This window comes from Catellatospora sp. IY07-71 (assembly GCF_018326265.1).
Classification (GTDB): Bacteria; Actinomycetota; Actinomycetes; order Mycobacteriales; family Micromonosporaceae; genus Catellatospora.
This window is the reverse complement of sequence record NZ_AP023360.1, coordinates 2843999-2862473: the sequence shown is the minus strand read 5'-3', so window position 1 is coordinate 2862473 and position 18475 is coordinate 2843999. Positions and strand designations below refer to the sequence as shown.

General features: G+C 71.4%; 13 protein-coding genes. 1 reads left to right on the top strand and 12 read right to left on the bottom strand.

From position 1 onward, the window contains the following. Window positions 1-109 precede the first annotated feature (109 nt). Window positions 110-2257, bottom strand: coding sequence for a YhgE/Pip domain-containing protein (locus CS0771_RS12940; protein WP_244870760.1), 2148 nt, complete (start codon window positions 2255-2257; stop codon window positions 110-112). Beyond that, complete coding sequence (locus tag CS0771_RS12935) at window positions 2254-2889, bottom strand: ATP-binding cassette domain-containing protein (RefSeq protein ID WP_212841189.1); 636 nt, start codon at window positions 2887-2889, stop codon at window positions 2254-2256. Before CS0771_RS12935 ends, CS0771_RS12940 begins: the two co-directional genes overlap by 4 nt. Window positions 2890-3015: 126 nt before the next feature. Here CS0771_RS12935 and CS0771_RS12930 point away from each other — a divergent pair, with 126 nt between their 5' ends. Continuing rightward, the gene (locus tag CS0771_RS12930) at window positions 3016-3453 is read left to right on the top strand and encodes a GNAT family N-acetyltransferase (protein WP_212845807.1); all 438 of its coding nucleotides are present in this window, start codon (window positions 3016-3018) and stop codon (window positions 3451-3453) included. 18 nt (window positions 3454-3471) lie between these two features. On the opposite strand, the gene CS0771_RS12925 is transcribed toward CS0771_RS12930, so the two are convergent. The 10 genes from CS0771_RS12925 to hemE form a co-directional block, all read right to left on the bottom strand. Next, a complete protein-coding gene (locus CS0771_RS12925; protein WP_212841188.1) occupies window positions 3472-4467 on the bottom strand; it encodes a LacI family DNA-binding transcriptional regulator in 996 nt (331 codons plus the stop codon). 192 nt (window positions 4468-4659) lie between these two features. Further along, window positions 4660-8109 (bottom strand): discoidin domain-containing protein, encoded by a 3450-nt coding sequence (locus CS0771_RS12920; RefSeq protein WP_212841187.1) that lies wholly within the window; start codon window positions 8107-8109, stop codon window positions 4660-4662. A 176-nt stretch (window positions 8110-8285) separates the two neighbouring features. Further along, a complete protein-coding gene (locus CS0771_RS12915; protein ID WP_244870759.1) occupies window positions 8286-9935 on the bottom strand; it encodes a glycoside hydrolase family 13 protein in 1650 nt (549 codons plus the stop codon). 69 nt (window positions 9936-10004) lie between these two features. Further along, entirely contained in the window at window positions 10005-10892 is an 888-nt protein-coding gene (locus tag CS0771_RS12910) for a carbohydrate ABC transporter permease (RefSeq protein ID WP_212841186.1), read from the bottom strand. A 10-nt stretch (window positions 10893-10902) separates the two neighbouring features. Further along, on the bottom strand, window positions 10903-11859 hold the full coding sequence (locus CS0771_RS12905) for a carbohydrate ABC transporter permease (RefSeq protein ID WP_203742445.1): 957 nt from the start codon (window positions 11857-11859) through the stop codon (window positions 10903-10905). 83 nt (window positions 11860-11942) lie between these two features. Then, window positions 11943-13322, bottom strand: coding sequence for an ABC transporter substrate-binding protein (locus tag CS0771_RS12900; RefSeq protein WP_212841185.1), 1380 nt, complete (start codon window positions 13320-13322; stop codon window positions 11943-11945). 849 nt (window positions 13323-14171) lie between these two features. Next, window positions 14172-15191: a LacI family DNA-binding transcriptional regulator gene (locus CS0771_RS12895; RefSeq protein WP_212841184.1), complete on the bottom strand. Its 1020-nt coding sequence runs from the start codon at window positions 15189-15191 to the stop codon at window positions 14172-14174. A 96-nt stretch (window positions 15192-15287) separates the two neighbouring features. Next, window positions 15288-15995: a hydrogen peroxide-dependent heme synthase gene (gene hemQ / locus CS0771_RS12890; RefSeq protein ID WP_212841183.1), complete on the bottom strand. Its 708-nt coding sequence runs from the start codon at window positions 15993-15995 to the stop codon at window positions 15288-15290. Further along, window positions 15992-17389: a protoporphyrinogen oxidase gene (hemG, locus tag CS0771_RS12885; protein WP_212841182.1), complete on the bottom strand. Its 1398-nt coding sequence runs from the start codon at window positions 17387-17389 to the stop codon at window positions 15992-15994. The genes hemQ and hemG overlap by 4 nt, the downstream gene beginning before the upstream one ends. Continuing rightward, window positions 17386-18456 (bottom strand): uroporphyrinogen decarboxylase, encoded by a 1071-nt coding sequence (gene hemE / locus CS0771_RS12880; protein ID WP_212841181.1) that lies wholly within the window; start codon window positions 18454-18456, stop codon window positions 17386-17388. The genes hemG and hemE overlap by 4 nt, the downstream gene beginning before the upstream one ends. Window positions 18457-18475 lie beyond the last annotated feature (19 nt).

The following is an 18475-nucleotide window of genomic DNA, read 5'->3' as shown; positions in this document are numbered from 1 at the left end:
CCCCACCCCGCCTGGATCCCAAATCGATCATGAAGTTGTGCCGCTGACACGCCGCCGAACCGTGCCATAAGTTCATGATCGACGCAGCAGCCGGCGGCGGTGGGCGTGGTCAGATGGGGAGGGCGGGGTGGAGTTTGTCGGGGGTGAGGCGGCGGGTGCGGGCGGCGGTGAGGGTGGTGAGGGTGAGGGCCAGGGCGGTGACGGCCAGGAGGACGAGGACGCCGGTCAGGACCGTGTCGGCCGAGCCGCCGAGGATGAGGTGGCGCAGGCCGTCGACGACGTACGTCATCGGCAGGTACGGGTGGATGGCCTGGAAGAAGGCGGGGCTGGTGGCCACGGGGTAGGTGCCGCCGGAGCCGGTGAGTTGGAGCATCAGCAGGATCAGCGCGGCGACCCGGCCCGACGCGCCCAGCGCCGCGCCGAGCAGCTGCAGCACCGCGGTGAACGCGAGCACGGTGGCGAGCAGGTAGAGGTACATGCCCCACGGGTGCACCGGCTCCAGCCCGAGGGCCAGGCGCAGTACGGCGTACAGCGCGGTGGCCTGGGCGACGCCGACGGCGACGGCGGGCCGCCAGCCGGCCAGCGCCACCCGCCAGGCGGGGGCGCCGGTCATCTGGTGCCGCCGGGTGATCGGCCGCAGCAGCATGAAGGTGAGCATCGCGCCCACCCACAGCGCCAGGGCCAGGAAGTACGGCGCGAACCCGGTGCCGTAGGCGGCGGCCGCGTGGCGTACGTCGCGGTCCAGCGTCACCGGCGCGGCCAGCACCCCGGCCCGCTCGGCGCGACTGTCGGCGTCGTACCCCGGCACCTCGGCCGCGCCGTCGCTCAGGCCGGAGGCCAGCTCGCGGGCGCCGTCGTCGAGCTTGGCCAGGCCCGCGGCCAGCTTGCCCGCGCCACCGGACAGCGCGGTCAACCCGCCGTCGAGCTGCCGCGCGCCGGTGGACAGCCGGTAGAGCCCGCCGTGCAGCGACTTCGCCCCGGTCGAGGCCGTGGCGATGCCGCCGTGCAGCCGGTCGGCACCGGTGGACAGCTCGGCCAGCCCGGCGGCCAGTTCGTCGACGCTGCGCCGGGCGGCCGCGACGTCGTCGGCCAGGTGTGGCGCGGCCTGCGCCACCGCACGCGCGGTCGCGGCGACGGCCAGCAGTTTCGCGCGTACCTCGGGCAGCCCGGCCTCGTCGAGGCGCCGGTCGAGGTCGCGGGCGGTGTCCGCGGCGGCCTGTGCGGCCCGGCGGGCCGCGGTGAAGGCCGGGTCGTCGCGCAGCTCCGGGTGCGCCGCGGCCAGCGCGTCCAGGGACGTGACGACCTCGCCGGTACGCCGCACCGCCTGCTCGGCCAGCCCCGGCAGCAGATCGAGGTGCTCGGCGAGCGCCTGCGCGGCGTCGGCGACGGCGGTGGCCCCGCGCTCGACGGTGCCGGCATGCTCGCGTAGCACCGGCTCCACCCGGTCGGCCGCACGGTCCACGGTGGACGCGAGCCGCTGCCCGCCCGCCGCCGCACGGGCCGCCCCGTCGGCGAGCTGCGCCGATCCGGCCTCCAGCGTGGCCAGCCCGGCGGCCAGCGTCCGCGAGCCGGACTCGGCCTGCGCCAGCCCGTCGGCGAGCGTGCCCGCCCCTGCTGCGGCATCACCCGCTCCGTCGGCCAGCGCCCCGGCCCCGTTGCGGGCCTGCCCGGCCCCGTCGGCGAGCGCGTCCGCCCCGTCGGCGGCCTCGCCGAGCGCAGACTTGAGATCGGTGAACCCGATCAGCATGCCGTCGAAGTACCTCCCCGCCGCCGACTCGGCCGCCGCCGCCCGGATCTCGGTGAACGCGCTGCGGGCGAGCATGCCGGAGATGTAGTTGACCGCGTCGTCGCTGACCACGGTGAGCTGTCCGGCGCGCGCGTCCGCCGCCGGGTCGGGCCCGGTGACCAGCGCGGCCGAGAAGTCCGCGGGGATGCGCAGCGCGAGCTGGTACGTGCCGTCGCGCAGCCCGGCCTCGGCGGCGGCCGCGTCCACCCGGTGCCAGCCGAACACCTGCCGCCGTTCCAGCTCCTCGGCCAGATCACGTCCGGCGTGCACGGCCGCGCCGTCCGGGTCCCTCGCCTCCCGGTCCTGCAGCACGAGCGCCACGGGGATGCGGTGCATGTTGCCGTACGGGTCCCAGAACGCCCACAGGTACAGCGCCCCGTACAGCAGCGGCACCAGAGTGAGCACGACGAGCGCGGCCCGCGTCATCCGGTGCCGCCGGAACCGCCGCAGCTCCAGCCGCCCCAGACTCACCGCCCCACCCCCACGAGAGAAAGGAAGGGCACCTTGTTATCGGATTCCGTAGTAGAAGGTGCCCTTCCAAACGCCGGGCCGCGGCAGGTGAAGACGGCGGCGCGGCCGGTGGCGTCGAGTTCGCTGAGGAGGGTCTGCGTCTCGGCCGGGGTGAGCGAGACGTCGAGGTCGTCGAGGAGCAGCACGTCGGGGTCCTCCAGCAGGGCCAGCCTGATCATCAGGCGGTGCCGGTCGAGCGGGGCGAGGTCGCGGGCGAGGGTGCCGGGTGCGATGCCCGGGGGCAGGTCGGCGAGCAGCGGACCGGCGGTGAGGCGGCGCAGGCGGTGCCAGGGGCGGGCGCGGCCCAGCAGGCGAAGCCGTTCCCCGAGGTGCTCGGCGACGGTGAGCGCCGGTTCGGGTTCGTTGACGCCCGGGACCAGGCCGAATGCCGTGCGCCCCGGGCCGGTGACCCGGCCGTGCGTGAACCGGAAGCGACCGCCGAGCGCGAGCAGGGCGCTGGTGCGGCCGCCACCTGCGGGTCCGGTGAGCGCGACCAGCTCCCCCGCGCCGACGCGCAGGTCCAGGTCGCGGAAGACCCATCCCTGGCGGGTACGCAGCCCGAGCCCCTCGGCCTCCAGCAGTGCCGCCGCCACGCGTACCCTCCGCAAAGTTTTTGAACTGACTGGTCGGTCTAAATACTGAATCACGACGGGTCCCGGCCGAAAGTGAGGGTGAGCCGTTTCACCGAATACGATTCAACGGTGATCCCGGCAACGACCATGATCTTCCGTACCGCGAGCTTCCAGGACCTGGACGCCGCTGCCCTGTACGCCCTGCTCAAGCTGCGCGTGGACGTCTTCGTCGTCGAGCAGGAGTGCCCCTACCCCGAGCTGGACGGACGCGACACCGAGCCCGGCGCCCGGCACCTGTGGTACGAGGTCGACCGCAAACCGGTCGCCTACCTCCGCCTGCTCACCGATGACACTCCGGAGGGCACGGTGTACCGCATCGGCCGCGTGGTGACCGCCCCCGAAGCGCGCGGCGACGGCCTGGCCGGGCAGCTGCTCACCGCGGCGCTCGCCGTGGTCGGCGACGCCCCGGTCGTGCTGGACGCGCAGGCGCACCTGGCGAAGTTCTACGCCAAGTACGGCTTCGCGCCCAGCGGGCCGGAGTTCCTGGAGGACGGCATCCCGCACATCCCCATGCGCCGCGGCTGACCCGGGCGGCGCGCCGGCTCAGGCGGCCCGGACGACCGCGGTCGAGGCGCGGACCACCAGCTCGGGGTCGAACAGGTACTCGTCCGGCGCGACCTCGCCGCCGTCGACCTGGGACACCAGCATGGCCACCGCGGCCTGGCCCATCGCGCCGATGGGCTGCCGCACCGTGGTCAGCGGCGGGTCGGTGCAGGCCATGAACAGCGAGTCGTCGTAGCCGACCACCGAGATGTCCTCCGGCACGCGCAGCCCCATCCGGCGTACCGCGCGCACCGCGCCGAGCGCGAACACGTCGGAGGCGCAGATCAGGCCGGTCACCCCGTCCTTGATCAGCCGCACCGCGGCGGCCTGCGCGGCCTCCATCGAGTAGATGGTGCGCGCCACCGGCGGCTTGGCCTGCCCGGTGCGCTGCTTGAACGCGGCCAGCTTGCGGGCCGAGGGCACGTGGTCGGCCGGGCCCAGCAGCAGGCCGATCTTCGTGTGGCCGAGCGAGGACAGGTGGCCGTACGCCTGGTCCACCGCGACCGTGTCGTCGGCCGCCACGATCGGGAAGCCCAGCCCGTCGATCGCCGCGTTGACCAGCACCACGGGCAGGCCGCGCTGGCGCAGGCGGTGGTAGTGCTCGTGCTCGGCGTCGGCCTGCGCGTAGAGGCCGCCCGCGAAGATCACCCCGGAGACCTGCTGCTCCATCATGATGTCGACGTACGCCGACTCGGCCACGCCCTCCTCGGTGCGGGTGCACAGCACCGGGGTGAAGCCGCGCTGCGCCAGCGCCCCCGCCACGATCTCGGCGAACGCCGGGAAGATCGGGTTCTGCAGCTCGGGCAGCACGAGGCCGACCAGGCGCGCCCGCTCCCCGCGCAGCTTGGTGGGCCGCTCGTAGCCGAGCACGTCCAGGGCGGTCAGCACGGCGGTGCGAGTCGATTCCGAGATGCCGGGCTTGCCGTTGAGCACACGGCTCACCGTCGCCTCGCTCACCCCCACGTACTTCGCCACTTCGGCGAGTCTGCGCGTCACGCCGGTTACTGTAACCGGCCGTCGTCGGGCCGTACGCCCGGCGAACCGGTGGACCGGATCACGCAACGGTCCGGAAGCCGTGGGCTGAAACGTTAAGAAGGGCACCTTCCTATACGTAGAACGATAAGAAGGTGCCCTTCCTTTCACTAAGCCGGTGGGGAGGGCCGCTCACCCTCCCCACCGGGGTTCTGGTTACGAGGCGTAGACCTCGTACTCGGAGAGCTGGCCGGCGGGCCAGCCCGTGTTGCCGGTGAAGCTCAGGCGCAGGTAACGCTGGCTGGTCGCGGGGAAGGTGATGGTGACGGTGTTGGCCGAGGACGGGTTGAAGACGTAACCCGCCGAGGCCTTGACCGTGCTGTAGGAGGTGTTGTTCGTGCTGCCCAGGACCGAGAGGGTCTGGGTGCGGGTGGCCCAGGCGGTCGCGGGCGGGAGCTTCAGCACGATCCGCGACACCGAGGTCGTCGCGCCGAGGTCCACCGTGATCGTCTGCGGCCAGGCGTTGTTCAGCGACTCCCAGTAGGAGTTGGCGTTGCCGTCGACCGCGTTGCCCGCGCCGTACACGTCGGCGTGGCCGCTCTCGGTCACCGGGCGGTTGAGCGCCAGGTTGGTGTTCGCGACGACACCGTTGCCGGCCAGGTTGACCGTGTGCGGGCTGCCCGGCGCGTTGCTGGTGAAGCTGACCGTGCCGGAGCGGGTCCCGGCGGCGGTCGGCGTGAACGTCACCGAGATGGTGCAGGACGCGCCCGCCGCCAGCGAGGAGCCGCAGGTGGTGGTGCGGGCGTAGTCGCCGCTGACGGACACCGCGCCCAGCGTCGCCGACGCCGTGCCGGTGTTGGTCACCGTCACCGTCTGCGCGCCGCTGGTGCTGTTCACGGTCTGGTTGCCGAACGCCAGGCTGGAGGTGGACAGGCCGATCGCCGGGGTCTGCGGGGGCGGGGTGCCGTTGCCGTACACCTCGAACTCGCTGAACTGGCCCGCGGGCCAGCCGGTGTTGCCGGTGACCGTCACCCGGACCCAGCGGCGCGACGCGGCGGTGAAGTTGATCGTCGCGCTGTTGCCGGTGGCCGGGTTGAAGGTGTAGCCGGCCGAACCGGCGAGGCTGCTGAAGTTCGAGCCGTCCGCCGAGCCGAGGACCTGCAGGGTCTGCGTACGGGTGCCCCACGACGGCGGCAGCTTCAGCACGACCTGGTTGACGTTGACGCTCGCGCCCAGGTCCACCGTGATCGACTGCGGGAAGTTGTTGTTGGCGCTCTCCCAGTACGTGTTCACGTCGCCGTCGACCGCGTTGCCGGGGGCGTACGACTGCGTCTGGCTGGTCGCGGTGGCCGGGCGGCCCGCGGCGAGGTTGCCGTTGGGGTTGAAGCCGGAGCCGGTCAGGTTCACCACGTGCGGGTTGCCCTGGGCGTTGCTGCCGACGGACAGCTGCCCGTTGCGGGTGCCGGTGGCGGTCGGGGTGAAGGTGACCGACACCGTGCAGTTCGCGCCCGGGTTGAGGGTCGCGCCGCAGGTGGTGGTGCGGGCGAAGTCACCGCTCACGGCGACGCCGCTCAGGCTGACCGCGACCGAGCCGGGGTTGCTCACCGTGACCGTCTGCGCGGCGCTGGTGGTGCCCACGTTCTGGGTGCCGAAGACCAGGTTCGAGGTGCTCAGGCTCAGCTGCGCCGAGGGCGGCGGCGGGGAGCTGGGCGGCGGCGGGCTGTTGCTCGGCGGCGTGGTCGGGCCGCCGGTCCACACGGGGGTGGGCCAGATGCCGGTGCACGCGGGCGGGTTGGCGTACCAGCCGGAGTTGGTGCCGACCTGGGTGATCTGGAACGACGGGCCCACGCAGTTGTGGATCGGGTTGCTCTGCGCGATGCCGGACGCGGTCACGTTCTCGAACGTGGCCTGGCCCTGCGACTGCACCTGGAGCGCGTAGGTGCCCGCGCCGATGATCCGGACGTTCTTGAAGTGGATCCCGGTCGCGCCGCCCTCGATCCAGTGCAGCGCCGCGTACGAGCTGTCCAGGATGTCGGTGTCGGTGATGTTGATGGTCGCGCCGTTGATGGGCTCGTTGAGGCCGGAGAACCAGATCGCGCCGACGCCGAAGTTCCAGTTGTAGTCGGAGTTGCCGGTGCGGATCAGCGTGTTGCGGGCGATGGTGAAGGTGCCCGCCACGGCCGTGCCCTGGCCAGAGTTGACGCCCGGGTAGCGGTTGCCGATGTGGATGCCGCCGCCGTTGGTGATGCTGTCCGCGACCACGTTGTCCGTGATCTTGATGTCCCGGCCGCCGTACGACACGATGTTGTTCGCCAGGATCGTGACGCCCACCGTGTTGAACGAGAACGTGTTGTTGACGTTCGGGATGCGCTCGGGCCACATGGCCAGGCCGTCGTCGCCGGTGTTGCGGACGAACGTGTTGGTAACCGTCGAGTTGGTCACGCCGGTGTGGAAGTTCACGCCGTCGGCGGTCTGGTCCAGGATCACGCTGTTGCGAATGGTGAAGTTGTCCATCGGGCCGTCCATCCAGGCGCCGACCTTCGTGTGCTGCATCCACACGCTGTCGACCACCGAGTTGGTCATGGCCCCGCCCATGGCGTTGACCTGGTCGTTGTCCACCCGCTCGCGGATGTCGCCGATGATCGCGAAGTCCTTGAGGGTGACGTTGCGGCTCGGGCCGCCCGCCTCGTGCGGCCGGATCTCGCCGCCGTAGCCGCCGCCGGCCACGTACTTGCCGTAGACGCCCACCGCGCGGTTGCGGTTGGTGGGGTGGCGGCCGGTCAGCACGCTGTGCCACATGCCCGCGCCCTGCAGGGTCACTCCGTCGACCACGATGTGGTCCCAGACGGTGTAGGTGCCCGCCGGGATCCAGACGACCCGGCCCTGCGCCTTGCCCGCGTCCACCGCGGCCTGGAACTTCGCCGTGTTGTCGGCCGTGCCGCCGTTCGGGTCGGCGCCGAAGTCGGCCACCACGTCGATCGCGTTGGCGGGCTTGCTCTTCGGGCCGCCGACGACCTCGAAGTCGGCCAGGTCGATGGTGAAGCTCGGCGACTGCGCCGTCGAGTTGACCTGCAGCCGGATCTTCGTGCCGATCGGGTACGTGCTGCCGAGCAGGCTGCGCTGCTCGTCGTAGAAGTGGTGCGGGTTGGTGTCGCCCGGGTTGTTGTTGAACGGGTAGCCGCCGTAGAACCAGCCGTACTTCGAGGTCACCGGCACGCTCTTGAGGAAGTTGCCGTTGACCCGCAGGTCGATGGTGGCGTCGCGGCCGGTGCCCGCCGCGTTGTCCGGCAGGCTGTACCGGAAGTTGATCGAGTCGGCGGGCTTGGTGAGGGTGAACTCGACGTACTCCCCCACCGCGTCCAGGGTGACCGCCTGGCGGCCGGAGGCCTCCGAGGCGAGCTGGCCGTAGTAGCGGGTGTGCGCCAGGATCGTGCCGTTGGTCGGCTGCTCCTCGGCCTCGAACTCGGTGAACGCCACCGTCGCGCCGCGGCCGGGCACGGCCAGCGGGGACAGCGACGCGGCCTGGGCTGGCGCGGGGATCAGAGCGCCGGCCGCGGAGACCGCCACCAGCGCGGCGGCGGCCAGCACCGAGCTGGCGGCAGCGGCGGCCAGCCCGGTGCGCCGGGCGTTTCTCGTCGGTATGCGGAGACTGCTGTGCTCGTTCATTGCCTGTGTTGCCTTCCGGTGTGGGACGGGGGGACCGGAGCGGTTGAGGCGGCGCGGGGTGGGGTCGCGCCGCCACGGCCTTGGCGATGCTGAGCTTCGGGCTCCTTTCGGGCCCGCTGGGCGATGGATCGGGGTGAACGGTCAGGCGGGGCTGAGCCGAACCGCGGTGTCCACGGTCAGGCGGGGCGGAGCCAGACCGCGGTGTCGGCGGGCAGGCGGGTGCCGTCCAGCGGGCCGCTGGCAAGCAGCACCGCGGCGTGCGCGGGCAGCTCCACCGGCGAGTCGGCGAGGTTGACCACGCAGATCACGTCGAGGCCGTCCGGGCCGGGGCGGCGGAACGACAGCACCTGCGGGTCGCTGTCCAGCCAGGACATCGGGCCGTCGCCGAGCGCGGGCTCGTTGTGGCGCAGGCCCAGCAGGCGGCGGTACAGCTCCAGCATCGAGCCGTGGTCGCCGGTCTGCGCCTCGGCGGTGTACGCCTTCCACGCCGCCGGCTGCGGCAGCCACGGCTTCTCAGCGGCGCCCTCGGGGCTGAAGCCGAACGGCGCCTCCGCGCCCGACCAGGGCAGCGGCACCCGGCAGCCGTCGCGGCCCGGGTCGGCCCCGGCGGTGCGGTGCCACATCGGGTCCTGCTTCAGCTCGGCCGGGATGTCCTCGACCTCCCAGAGGCCCAGCTCCTCGCCCTGGTAGAGGTACGCCGAGCCGGGCAGCGCGAGCGCCAGCATGATCGCGGCGCGGGCGCGGCGGGTGCCCAGCTCCAGGTCCACCGGGGTGTCGTGGGTGCGCCCCTTGAACGAGAACGAGGTGTCTTCGCGGCCGTACCGGCTGACGTGGCGGGTGACGTCGTGATTGGACAGCACCCAGGTCGCAGGCGCGTTCACGGGCGCGTGCGAGCCGAGCGTGTCGTCGACGACCTCGCGCAGCTTCGGGGCGTCCCAGGCGCTGCACAGGAAGTTCATGTTGAACGCCGTGTGCATCTCGTCGGGGCGCAGGTAGTTGGTGAAGCGCTCGATGTCGGGCATCCACACCTCGCCGATCAGCGCGCGGCCGCCGTACTCCTCCGCGATGCGCCGCCAGGCGCGGTACACGTCGTGCACCTCATCCAGGTCCTCGAACGGGTGCCGCTCGGTGGTGCCCACCTCGGGCAGGTTCGGATCCTTGATCAGCAGGCCGGCCGAGTCGATGCGGATGCCGTCGGCGCCCCGGTCGAACCAGAAGCGCAGCACGTTCTCGTGCTCCTCCCGGACGGCCGGGTGGTCCCAGTTCCAGTCGGGCTGCGCGCCGTCGAACAGGTGCAGGTACCACTCGCCGTCGGCGACCCGGGTCCAGGTGCCGCCGCCGAAGTTCGACGTCCAGGCCGTCGGGGGCAGCTCGCCGTTCTCGCCCCGCCCCGGCCGGAACCAGAACAGGTCGCGCTCGGGCGAGCCGGGCCCGGCCGCCAGCGCCGCCTGGAACCAGGGGTGCTGGTCGGAGCAGTGGTTCGGGACCACGTCGACGATGACGCGGATGCCCAGCGCGTGCGCCTCCCGGATCATCTCCTCGCACTCAGCCAGGTCGCCGAAGATGGGGTCGATGTTGCGGTAGTCGCTGACGTCGTAGCCGCCGTCGGCCTGCGGCGACACGTAGAACGGGTTGAACCAGATGGCGTCGATGCCCAGGTCCCGCAGGTACGGCAGGTGCGCGCGCACGCCGGCCAGGTCGCCCACCCCGTCGCCGTTGCCGTCGGCGAAGCTGCGGACGTAGACCTGGTAGATGACGGCGTCACGCCACCAGGCGTCCGTCGCCGGGCGCACCCCCCTCGGCGCGATGGCTCCGATGTCAACCACGAGAGATACCTGCTTCCTCTTACGGGAACGCGAAACTGGAGGTGGAACGAGCGGAGCGGACCGGGCCCGCTACTCCTTGAGGCCGCCGGCGGTGAGGCCGGACATGATGCTCCGCTGGAAGATCAGGAAGAAGATGATCGTCGGGATGGCGGCGATGACGGCCGCCGCGACCACCACGTTCTGCGGCGTGCCGCCGGAGAAGGCGTAGATGCCGACGCTGATGGTGCGCGTCTCCGGTGACGGCATGACCAGCGCGGGCCAGAGGAAGTCCTTCCAGACCGCGGTCACCGCGAAGATGGACACCACGCCCAGGATCGGCCGCGAGATCGGCAGGATGATCGACCACAGGATGCGCATCGACCCCGCGCCGTCCATCGTCGCCGCCGACATCAGGTCCTCCGGGATCGAGTCGAAGAACCGCTTCAACAGGAAGATGTTGAACGCGTTGGCCACCGCGGGCAGCCAGATCGCGAACGGCGAGTCGATCAGGCTGATGTCCAGGATCGGCATGTCGATCACGGTCACGTACTGCGGGATGATCAGCACCATGGCCGGGATCATCAGCGTGGCCAGCATCGCGCCCAGCACGATGTTGCCGAACCGGGGCCGCAGCTTCGACAGCGCGTACGCCGCCGCCGTGTCCAGCACCAGCTGGAACGCCAGCGCGCCCAGCGCGTAGTAGACCGTGTTGAACAGCAGCTTGGCCAGGGCCAGCCGCTCCCACGCGTCGGAGTAGTTCGCCGGCTGCGGGTCGCTCGGCCACAGCGTCGGCGGCGTCTGCGCCAGCTCCGGGCTGGACTTCAGCGCGCCGGTGACCATCCAGTACAGCGGGCCGATGAAGACCAGCGTGAAGACGATCAGCACGGTGATGAGCAGGCCCCAGTAGATCGCCTTACCGCGGCCCCGGGAGACCTGCGCGAAGGAGATCAGTGACCGGGTCTCGGAAATCTGCGCCATGACTCGTCCCCTAGTCCTGTTTCGCGTTCAGCCGGGCGTACACGGCGGAGAAGCCGATCAGCGCCACGAGCATGATCACGCCCAGCGCCGCCGCGCCGTTGAGGTCGTTCTGGAAGAAGCCGTGCTGGTAGATGAGGTACACGACCGAGGTGGCCGAGTCCTGCGTACCGGCGCCGTTGGCCAGGATCAGCGGCTCGATGAACAGCTGCATCGTCGCGACGACCTGGAGCATCGCCATCAGCGACAGGATCAGCCGGGTCTGCGGGATGGTCACGTTGGTGATCCGCCGCCAGATGCCCGCGCCGTCCAGCTCGGCCGCCTCGTACAGCTCGCCCGGGATGTTCTGCAGCGCGGCCAGGTAGATGAGGATCGCGCCGCCCATGTTCATCCAGGTCGAGGCGAGCACCATGGCCGGCATCGTCATGTCGGCCGACTGCATCCACTGCGAGGTGGGCAGGCCCACCGCCTTCAGCATCGCGTTGAACAGGCCCGCGTCGCTCGGGTCGTACGCCAGGTACTTGAACAGGAACAGCGCCGACGCGGGCGGCAGCATCACCGGGAGGTAGACCAGGACGCGCAGGTAACCCTTGGCGTGCCGGAACTCGTTGAGCAGCACCGCCAGGAAGAAGGGGACCGCGTAGCCGAGGATCAGCGCCAGCACCGTGAAGTACAGGGTGTTCTTCCAGGCGATCCAGAAGCTCGGGTCGTTGATGATGCGGTCGTAGTTGTCCCAGCCCACCCACGTGGTTTCGCCGCGCCGGGTCCGCTGGAAGCTCATCACGACGCCGCGGATCATCGGGTACCAGGAGAAGAAGGCGAAGCAGATGACCGCGCCGGCCAGGAACCCGTATCCGGTCAGATTGTCCTTGATACGGCGGTTGCGCCGGGCCCGGCGTGGATCCGCGGGCGGCTGGGGCGCTTGGCTGCCGACGTCGATGCCGGTGCCCGGAACGGTGGCGATCGCCATGTCTTCACTCCCGAGGGAAAGGGTGAGGTCAGGTCCGCGCGGAGGGCGGGGGGCCGGCGCCGGGCCGGCCCCCCGCCGTCTGATTACTTGGCGGCCTGCGCGAGGAGCTGGTTGACCTTCTCCTCGGCCTTCTTCAGCTCTGCGTCGACGTTCGCGTTCGGGTTGGTCAGGATCGCCGACATGGCGCTGTCGAGGATCGCGTAGATGCCCTGCGCGTTGGCCGGCTCGAACTTGATCGGGACCGGGTTGTTCTCGAAGGCGGCGAAGTCGTCCGGCGCGATGTTGCCGTTCGCCTTGCGCAGGTCGAACTCGGCCTTCTGCGAAGCGCTGCCCGGGGTGAACAGCTGCGGCTGCGGGAGACCCACCTGCTCGCCCAGGCCCTTGGCGCGGACGTAGTCGAACTGGCCCTTGCCCGGGGTGAGCTTCTCGAACGCCAGCCACTTCAGACCGGCCTTGATCTGGTCCTCGGACAGGCCCGCCTTGAAGAAGTAGCCCTCACCGCCGCCCAGCGTGCCCTTGGCCGGGCCGTCCTGGCCGGGCATCGGGCCCATCGCCCAGTCCTCGTACTTACCCTGGAACTGGGTCACGATCGCGGTGGTCGCGTCCGGCGCGCCCACGAACATGCCGACCTTGCCGGCACCGGCCAGCGTCAGCAGGTCGCCCCAGCCGAGCAGCTGGCGCGAGCCCATGCTGTTGTCGGTGTAGCGCATGTCCTTGAGGTTCTGCAGGACCTTCTTGCCCATGTCGTTGTTGAAGTCGGCCTTCTTGCCGTCGGCCGACACCGGGGTGCCGCCCTGGGCGAACAGCTCGGCGGTGAAGTGCCAGCCGCCGGTGTTGCCCGAGCTGTACTCGCCGTAGCCGGCGACGCCGTCACCGAGCGCCGCGATCTTCTTGGCGGCGTCGCGGACCTCGGCCCACGTCTTCGGCGGGCTCTTCGGGTCCAGCCCGGCCTTGGCGAACAGGGTCTTGTTGTAGACCAGGCCCATCGAGTAGTTCTTGGTCGGGATGCCCCAGACCTTGCCGTCCTTGGTGAACGTGTTCTTGGCGTCCGCCAGGACGTCGTCCCAGGTGGGGATGTTGTCCTTGTTGGCGTAGGCGGTGATGTCCATCGCCTGGCCGGAGTCGATGACCTGCTGCACGTCGGTCATGTAGCCGTAGAACACGTCGGTCATCGAGCCGCCGTTGAGGCGGGCGGTGAAGTCCGGCGGGTTGGCGCACTGGGTGCCGACCGACACGCTCTTGATCTTGATGTCGGGGTTGGCCGCCTCGAACGCCTTCACGTCGTCGTTCCAGGCCTGCAGCAGGTTCTTCTGCGCGCCGACCGGCATGCAGTCCACCGTGATGATGGTCTTGCCGGCGGCGTCGGCCTCGTCATCGCCCTTGGTGGAGCAGGCCGCGAGGCCCAGTCCCAGGCCGGCCGCGAGCGCGATCGCGGCGACCCTCCGGAAGTGCGGTACGGACATCTGTCCATCCCTTCGGGAACAGGATTCTTGATCTACATGAGCCGCGGCGAGAGGTCTCCGCGGCGGCGTCGTGTTGTTGCGCTGGCTTCCGTGTGACCTGCCTCGCATTTTCCAAGGTCAGGCTTACGTGAAGTCACTGTAGCGATGGCGACTCATTGCCGCAAGGTATCAAGATAGTTACGCAAAATTTCGACGGACGGTTGTCGCGTGGCGGGGTGATGTAAGCGCTGCAAGGGATGTGTGTGGCGGGGCTCACTGAAGATGTGTCGAGATGGTTTCGCAATCATCTCGGCATGCTGTCGTGTCTTTGCGGTCGTTCGTCGGTTAGGCGTTGCACTGGTGTCATGAAAGTGCAGGTCAGTGGTGGGAAGGTGGCGTTCTGGCGTCAGCCGCGGTGGCGTGCGTGGTGAAGGGCGGCGCCGAGGAGGGTGCGGGGTGGGGTTCGCGGGTGCGTTTACGCAACGTTTCAGCGCGGTGGGCGCTGGTGGTGGGGCGGTGCTGTCTTGATCGCGAGTTCGTGTCGGAAGGTGAGGTGTGGCCTTAGGTTTGGACACGAAGTCGCGATCATCGCCGCTTGAAACGGACAAACCGGGCCACGCGAAGGCGCGGTCCCGGGGAATGGGACAGGCCCCGTCGCTGGTGGCGACAGGGCCTGTGTGGGTACGCGGTGCGGGGAGCTGGTCGGCGGCGGGGCGCCGGGGGGGGCGGCGCGGGCGACTTGATCGTCTGACTTGCCTGGCACCTGGGCGTATCTTGCGCGCGCTTTCACCCACTTGCCTGGCAAGTTGGACGATCAAGCGGGCGGGGCGGGCGGAGGGGTGGGGTGGGGTGGGGTGGGGTGGGGTGGGGTCAGTCGGCGGTGCGGGCCTGGGCGGGGACGCGGGGGGCGGTGGGGGTTACGGCGGCGGTGGAGCCGCGGACTACGAGTTCGGTTTCGAAGAGGAGTTCGTCGGCGGGGACCACGTTGCCGGCGATCTCGCTGACCAGGAGGGCTACGGCGGCCTGGCCCATGGCCTCGATGGGCTGGCGGACGGTGGTCAGGGGTGGGTCGGTGCAGGTCATCACCGCTGAGTCGTCGTAGCCGACGAGGGAGATGTCGGCGGGGACGGACAGGCCCAGGCGGCGGGCGCCGCGGACGGCGCCGAGGGCGAGGACGTCGCTGGCGCAGATGATGCCGGTGACGCCGCGGGCGATCAGTCTTGCCGCGGCGGCGTGGCCGCCCTCCATGGAGAAGATGGTGCGCTCGACGAGGTCGTCGGGGCCGGGGAAGGCCTGGCGTTTGCGCTGGGAGGGCATGTGGTCGGGGGGGCCGAGGATGAGGCCGATGCGGTCGTGGCCGAGGGAGGCCAGGTGGTTGTAGGCCTGTTCGGTGGCCACGGCGTCGTCGGCGGAGACGCGGGGAAAGCCGAGGTCCTCGATGCCGGCGTTGACCAGGATGGCCGGTAGGCCGCGGTCGAGCAGGCGGCGGTAGTGCTCGTGCTCGGCGTCGGCCTGGGCGTAGTTGCCGCCGGCGAAGATGACGCCGGAGACCTGCTGCTCCAGGAGCATGTCGACGTAGTCGGACTCGGCGACGCCGTCGGCGGTGCGGGTGCAGAGCACGGGGGTGAAGCCGCGCTTGGCCAGTGCGCCCGCGACGACCTCGGCGAAGGCGGGGAAGATCGGGTTCTGCAGCTCGGGCAGCACGAGGCCGACCAGACGTGCACGTTCGCCGCGCAGCTTCGTCGGGCGCTCGTAGCCGAGCACGTCCAGGGCGGTGAGCACGGCCGTGCGGGTGGCCTCGGAGATGCCGGGCCGGCCGTTGAGCACGCGGCTCACGGTGGCCGTGCTCACTCCCACGTACTTCGCCACTTCGGCGAGTCTGCGCGTCATGGTACGCAAGTGTAGGGCACGATCGTGCAAATCAGTTGCACGGGATGCCCTACAGTTTGCGTTCGATTTCTCGCGACCCCTACCGTGGGAGCGTTCCTACGGGAGGGAGGAGACGATCTCCTCGACCGAGCGGCGGCGGCCGGTGTAGAACGGCACCTCCTCGCGCACGTGGCGGCGGGCCGTCGAGGCGCGCAGGTCGCGCATCAGGTCGACGATGCGGTGCAGCTCGTCGGCCTCGAAGGCGAGCATCCACTCGTAGTCGCCCAGGGCGAACGAGGCGACCGTGTTGGCGCGGACGTCGGGGTAGCCGCGGGCCATCTTCCCGTGCTCGGCGAGCATCTCGCGGCGCTCGGCGTCGGGCAGCAGGTACCACTCGTACGAGCGCACGAACGGGTAGACGCAGACGTAGCGGCGGGCCTCCTCGCCGGCCAGGAACGCCGGGATGTGGCTCTTGTTGAACTCGGCAGGGCGGTGCAGGGCCGCCTGTGACCACACGGGCGTCAGGCACTTGCCGAACGCGGTACGCCGGAACAGGCCGTACGCGTCCTGGAGCGCGTCGGCGGAGCTGGAGTGCCACCAGATCATCACGTCGGCGTCGGCGCGCAGGCCGGCCACGTCGTACACGCCGCGGATCGTCACGTCCTTCTCGGCGAGCTGGTGGAACAGGCCCTCGACCTCGCCCGCCGCCTCGGACCGGATCGACGGCATCGGGGCCTTGGCGCGGAACACCGACCACATCGTGTACCGGATGGTGTCGTTCAGCTCGCGCAGCCGGGCGGCGTTGCTCTGTTCCTGCTCGCTCATTGCTCTGATCCTTCCAGAATCCGGTCGGCGGCCTGCTCGGCCGAGTTGACGCAGGCGGGGATGCCGACGCCGTCGAACGCCGCGCCGGCCAGGGCGAGAGGGAGCCCGCTCAGCAGGTCACGCGCGGCGGCGACCCGGTCGACGTGACCGGGGGCGTACTGCGGCAGTCCCCCGCCCCAGCGGGTGACGGAGGCGGCGGCGGGCGTCGGCAGCGGGATGCCCAACACCGTGCTCAGGTCGGCGAGCGCCGCGCCCACCAGCTCGGCGTCGGGGCGCTGGAGCGCGGTCTGCTCGCCGTGGCGGCCGACGCTGGTGCGCAGCAGCACGCCGCCGGGGCGGGCGTGGTGGGCCCACTTGGTGCTGAAGAAGGTGGCGGCCTTGATGGTCAGGCCCTGGTCGGCGGGGACCAGGAAGCCGCTCAGCGCGGGCAGCTCGACGCCGGCCAGCTCCAGGGTGATCAGGCCGATGCTGGCGTAGTCGAGGGCGCCGACGAGCGCGGCGGCGTCCGGCGCGAGCGGCTGCAGCAGCCGGGACGCGGGGCGGGCGGGGGCGGCCAGCACGAGGTTGTCGCAGGTCAGTCGGGGGCCGCGGGCGCTCGCGGGGGCGTCGGGGGCGGCCGCGCCGACGTACACGGCCCAGCCGGTGCCGTCGCGTTCCAGCCGGCGGACGGGCAGGCCGGTGCGGATCTCCACGCCACGGGCGCGCAGGTCGGCGGCGACCGCGTCGATCAGGCCGCCGAGGCCGCCGCGCAGGGTGCCGAAGACGGGGGCACCGGAGCCGTGCGCGCGGCTGGCGGCCGTGGTGCGGGCCACCGCCTGCCGCAGGGTGTGCTCCTCGCCGAGCGCCCGGTGCAGGGCGGGCATGGTCGCGGCCAGGGAGAGGCCGTCGGCGCTGCCCGCGTACACGCCGCCGAGCAGCGGGTCGACCAGGTGGTCGACGACCTCGTCGCCGAGGCGCTCGCGGACCACCGCGCCGACGGCCCGGTCCTCGCCGGGGGCCAGCACGGGCGTGCCGCGGTCGGTGTCGTGGTCGGCGGGCGTGGCGACGCCGTCCAGCGCCGTCTGCGGGCCGGGCACGCCCATCACGTGGCCGGTGGGCATCGGGCGCAGCGCGCCGCGTACCCACAGCCCGGCACCGCCCGCCACGGGGTGCACCAGGCGCTCGGCCAGGCCCAGCGAGTCGACCAGGCGCATCGCGCCGCTGGGGCCGCCCGCCGGGTCGCGCATCAGGAACTGCTCGGCTCCGGTGTCGACGCCGTCGGGCCGTGTGCTGATCTTGCCGCCGAGGCGGTCGGACTGCTCCACCACGGTCACCCGGTGGCCCGCCGCCGCCAGGCGCAGCGCGGTGGTCAGGCCCGCGATGCCGCCCCCGACGACGACGGTGTGCGCGGTCATCGGGCGCTGAGCTCGTGGACCAGCTCGACGACGCGCGTGAGCACGGTGGGATCGGTCTCCGGGAGCACGCCGTGGCCGAGGTTGAACACGTGGCCGGGCGCGGTCCGGCCCTCGGCCAGGATGCGGCGCACCTCGCGCTCGACGACCTCCCACGGCGCGAACAGCACCGCCGGATCGAGGTTGCCCTGCACCGGGTGGCCGGGCACGAGCTTGGCGGCCTGGTCCAGCGGGGTGCGCCAGTCGACGCCGACGACGTCCGCGCCGGCCTGGGCCATGGCGGGCAGCAGCAGCGCGGTGCCCACCCCGAAGTGGATGCGCGGCACGCCCGCGCCGGTCAGGCCCTCCAGCACGGCGCGCGAGTGGGGCAGCACGTACTCGCGGTAGTCGGCCTCGGAGAGCGCGCCGACCCAGGAGTCGAACAGCTGCACCGCGCTCACCCCGGCGGCGATCTGCACCTTGAGGAAGGTCAGCGTGATGTCGGCCAGGCGGGCCAGCAGCGCGTGCCACAGCTCCGGGTCGCCGTACATCAGCGCCTTGGTCTGGGTGTGGTTGCGCGACGGGCCGCCCTCGACCAGGTAGCTGGCCAGCGTGAACGGCGCGCCCGCGAAGCCGATCAGCGGGGTGTCCCCCAGCTCGGCGGTCAGCAGCCGCACCGCCTCGTCCACGTACGACACGGCGGACGGGTCGAGCGGGCGCACCCGGTCCAGGTCGGCCATGGTCCGGACCGGCTCGGCGACCACGGGGCCGGTGCCGGCCACGATGTCCAGGTCCACCCCGGCCGCGTCGAGCGGCACCATGATGTCGCTGAAGAAGATGGCCGCGTCCACGCCGTGGCGGCGCACCGGCTGCAGGGTGATCTCGGTGACCAGGTCGGGGCGGCGGCACGACTCCAGCATGCGTACGCCCGCGCGCAGCTCGCGATACTCCGGCAGGGAGCGCCCCGCCTGCCGCATGAACCACACTGGCGTGTGCGTGACCGGCTCGCCGCGGCACGCTCGGACGAAGTTGGAGCCCGCCGTCGGGCGGCTCCCGGGACTGGTCTGCTCTGCGCTGCTCATCCAGGCCATCGTGCCACCGGACGGAAAA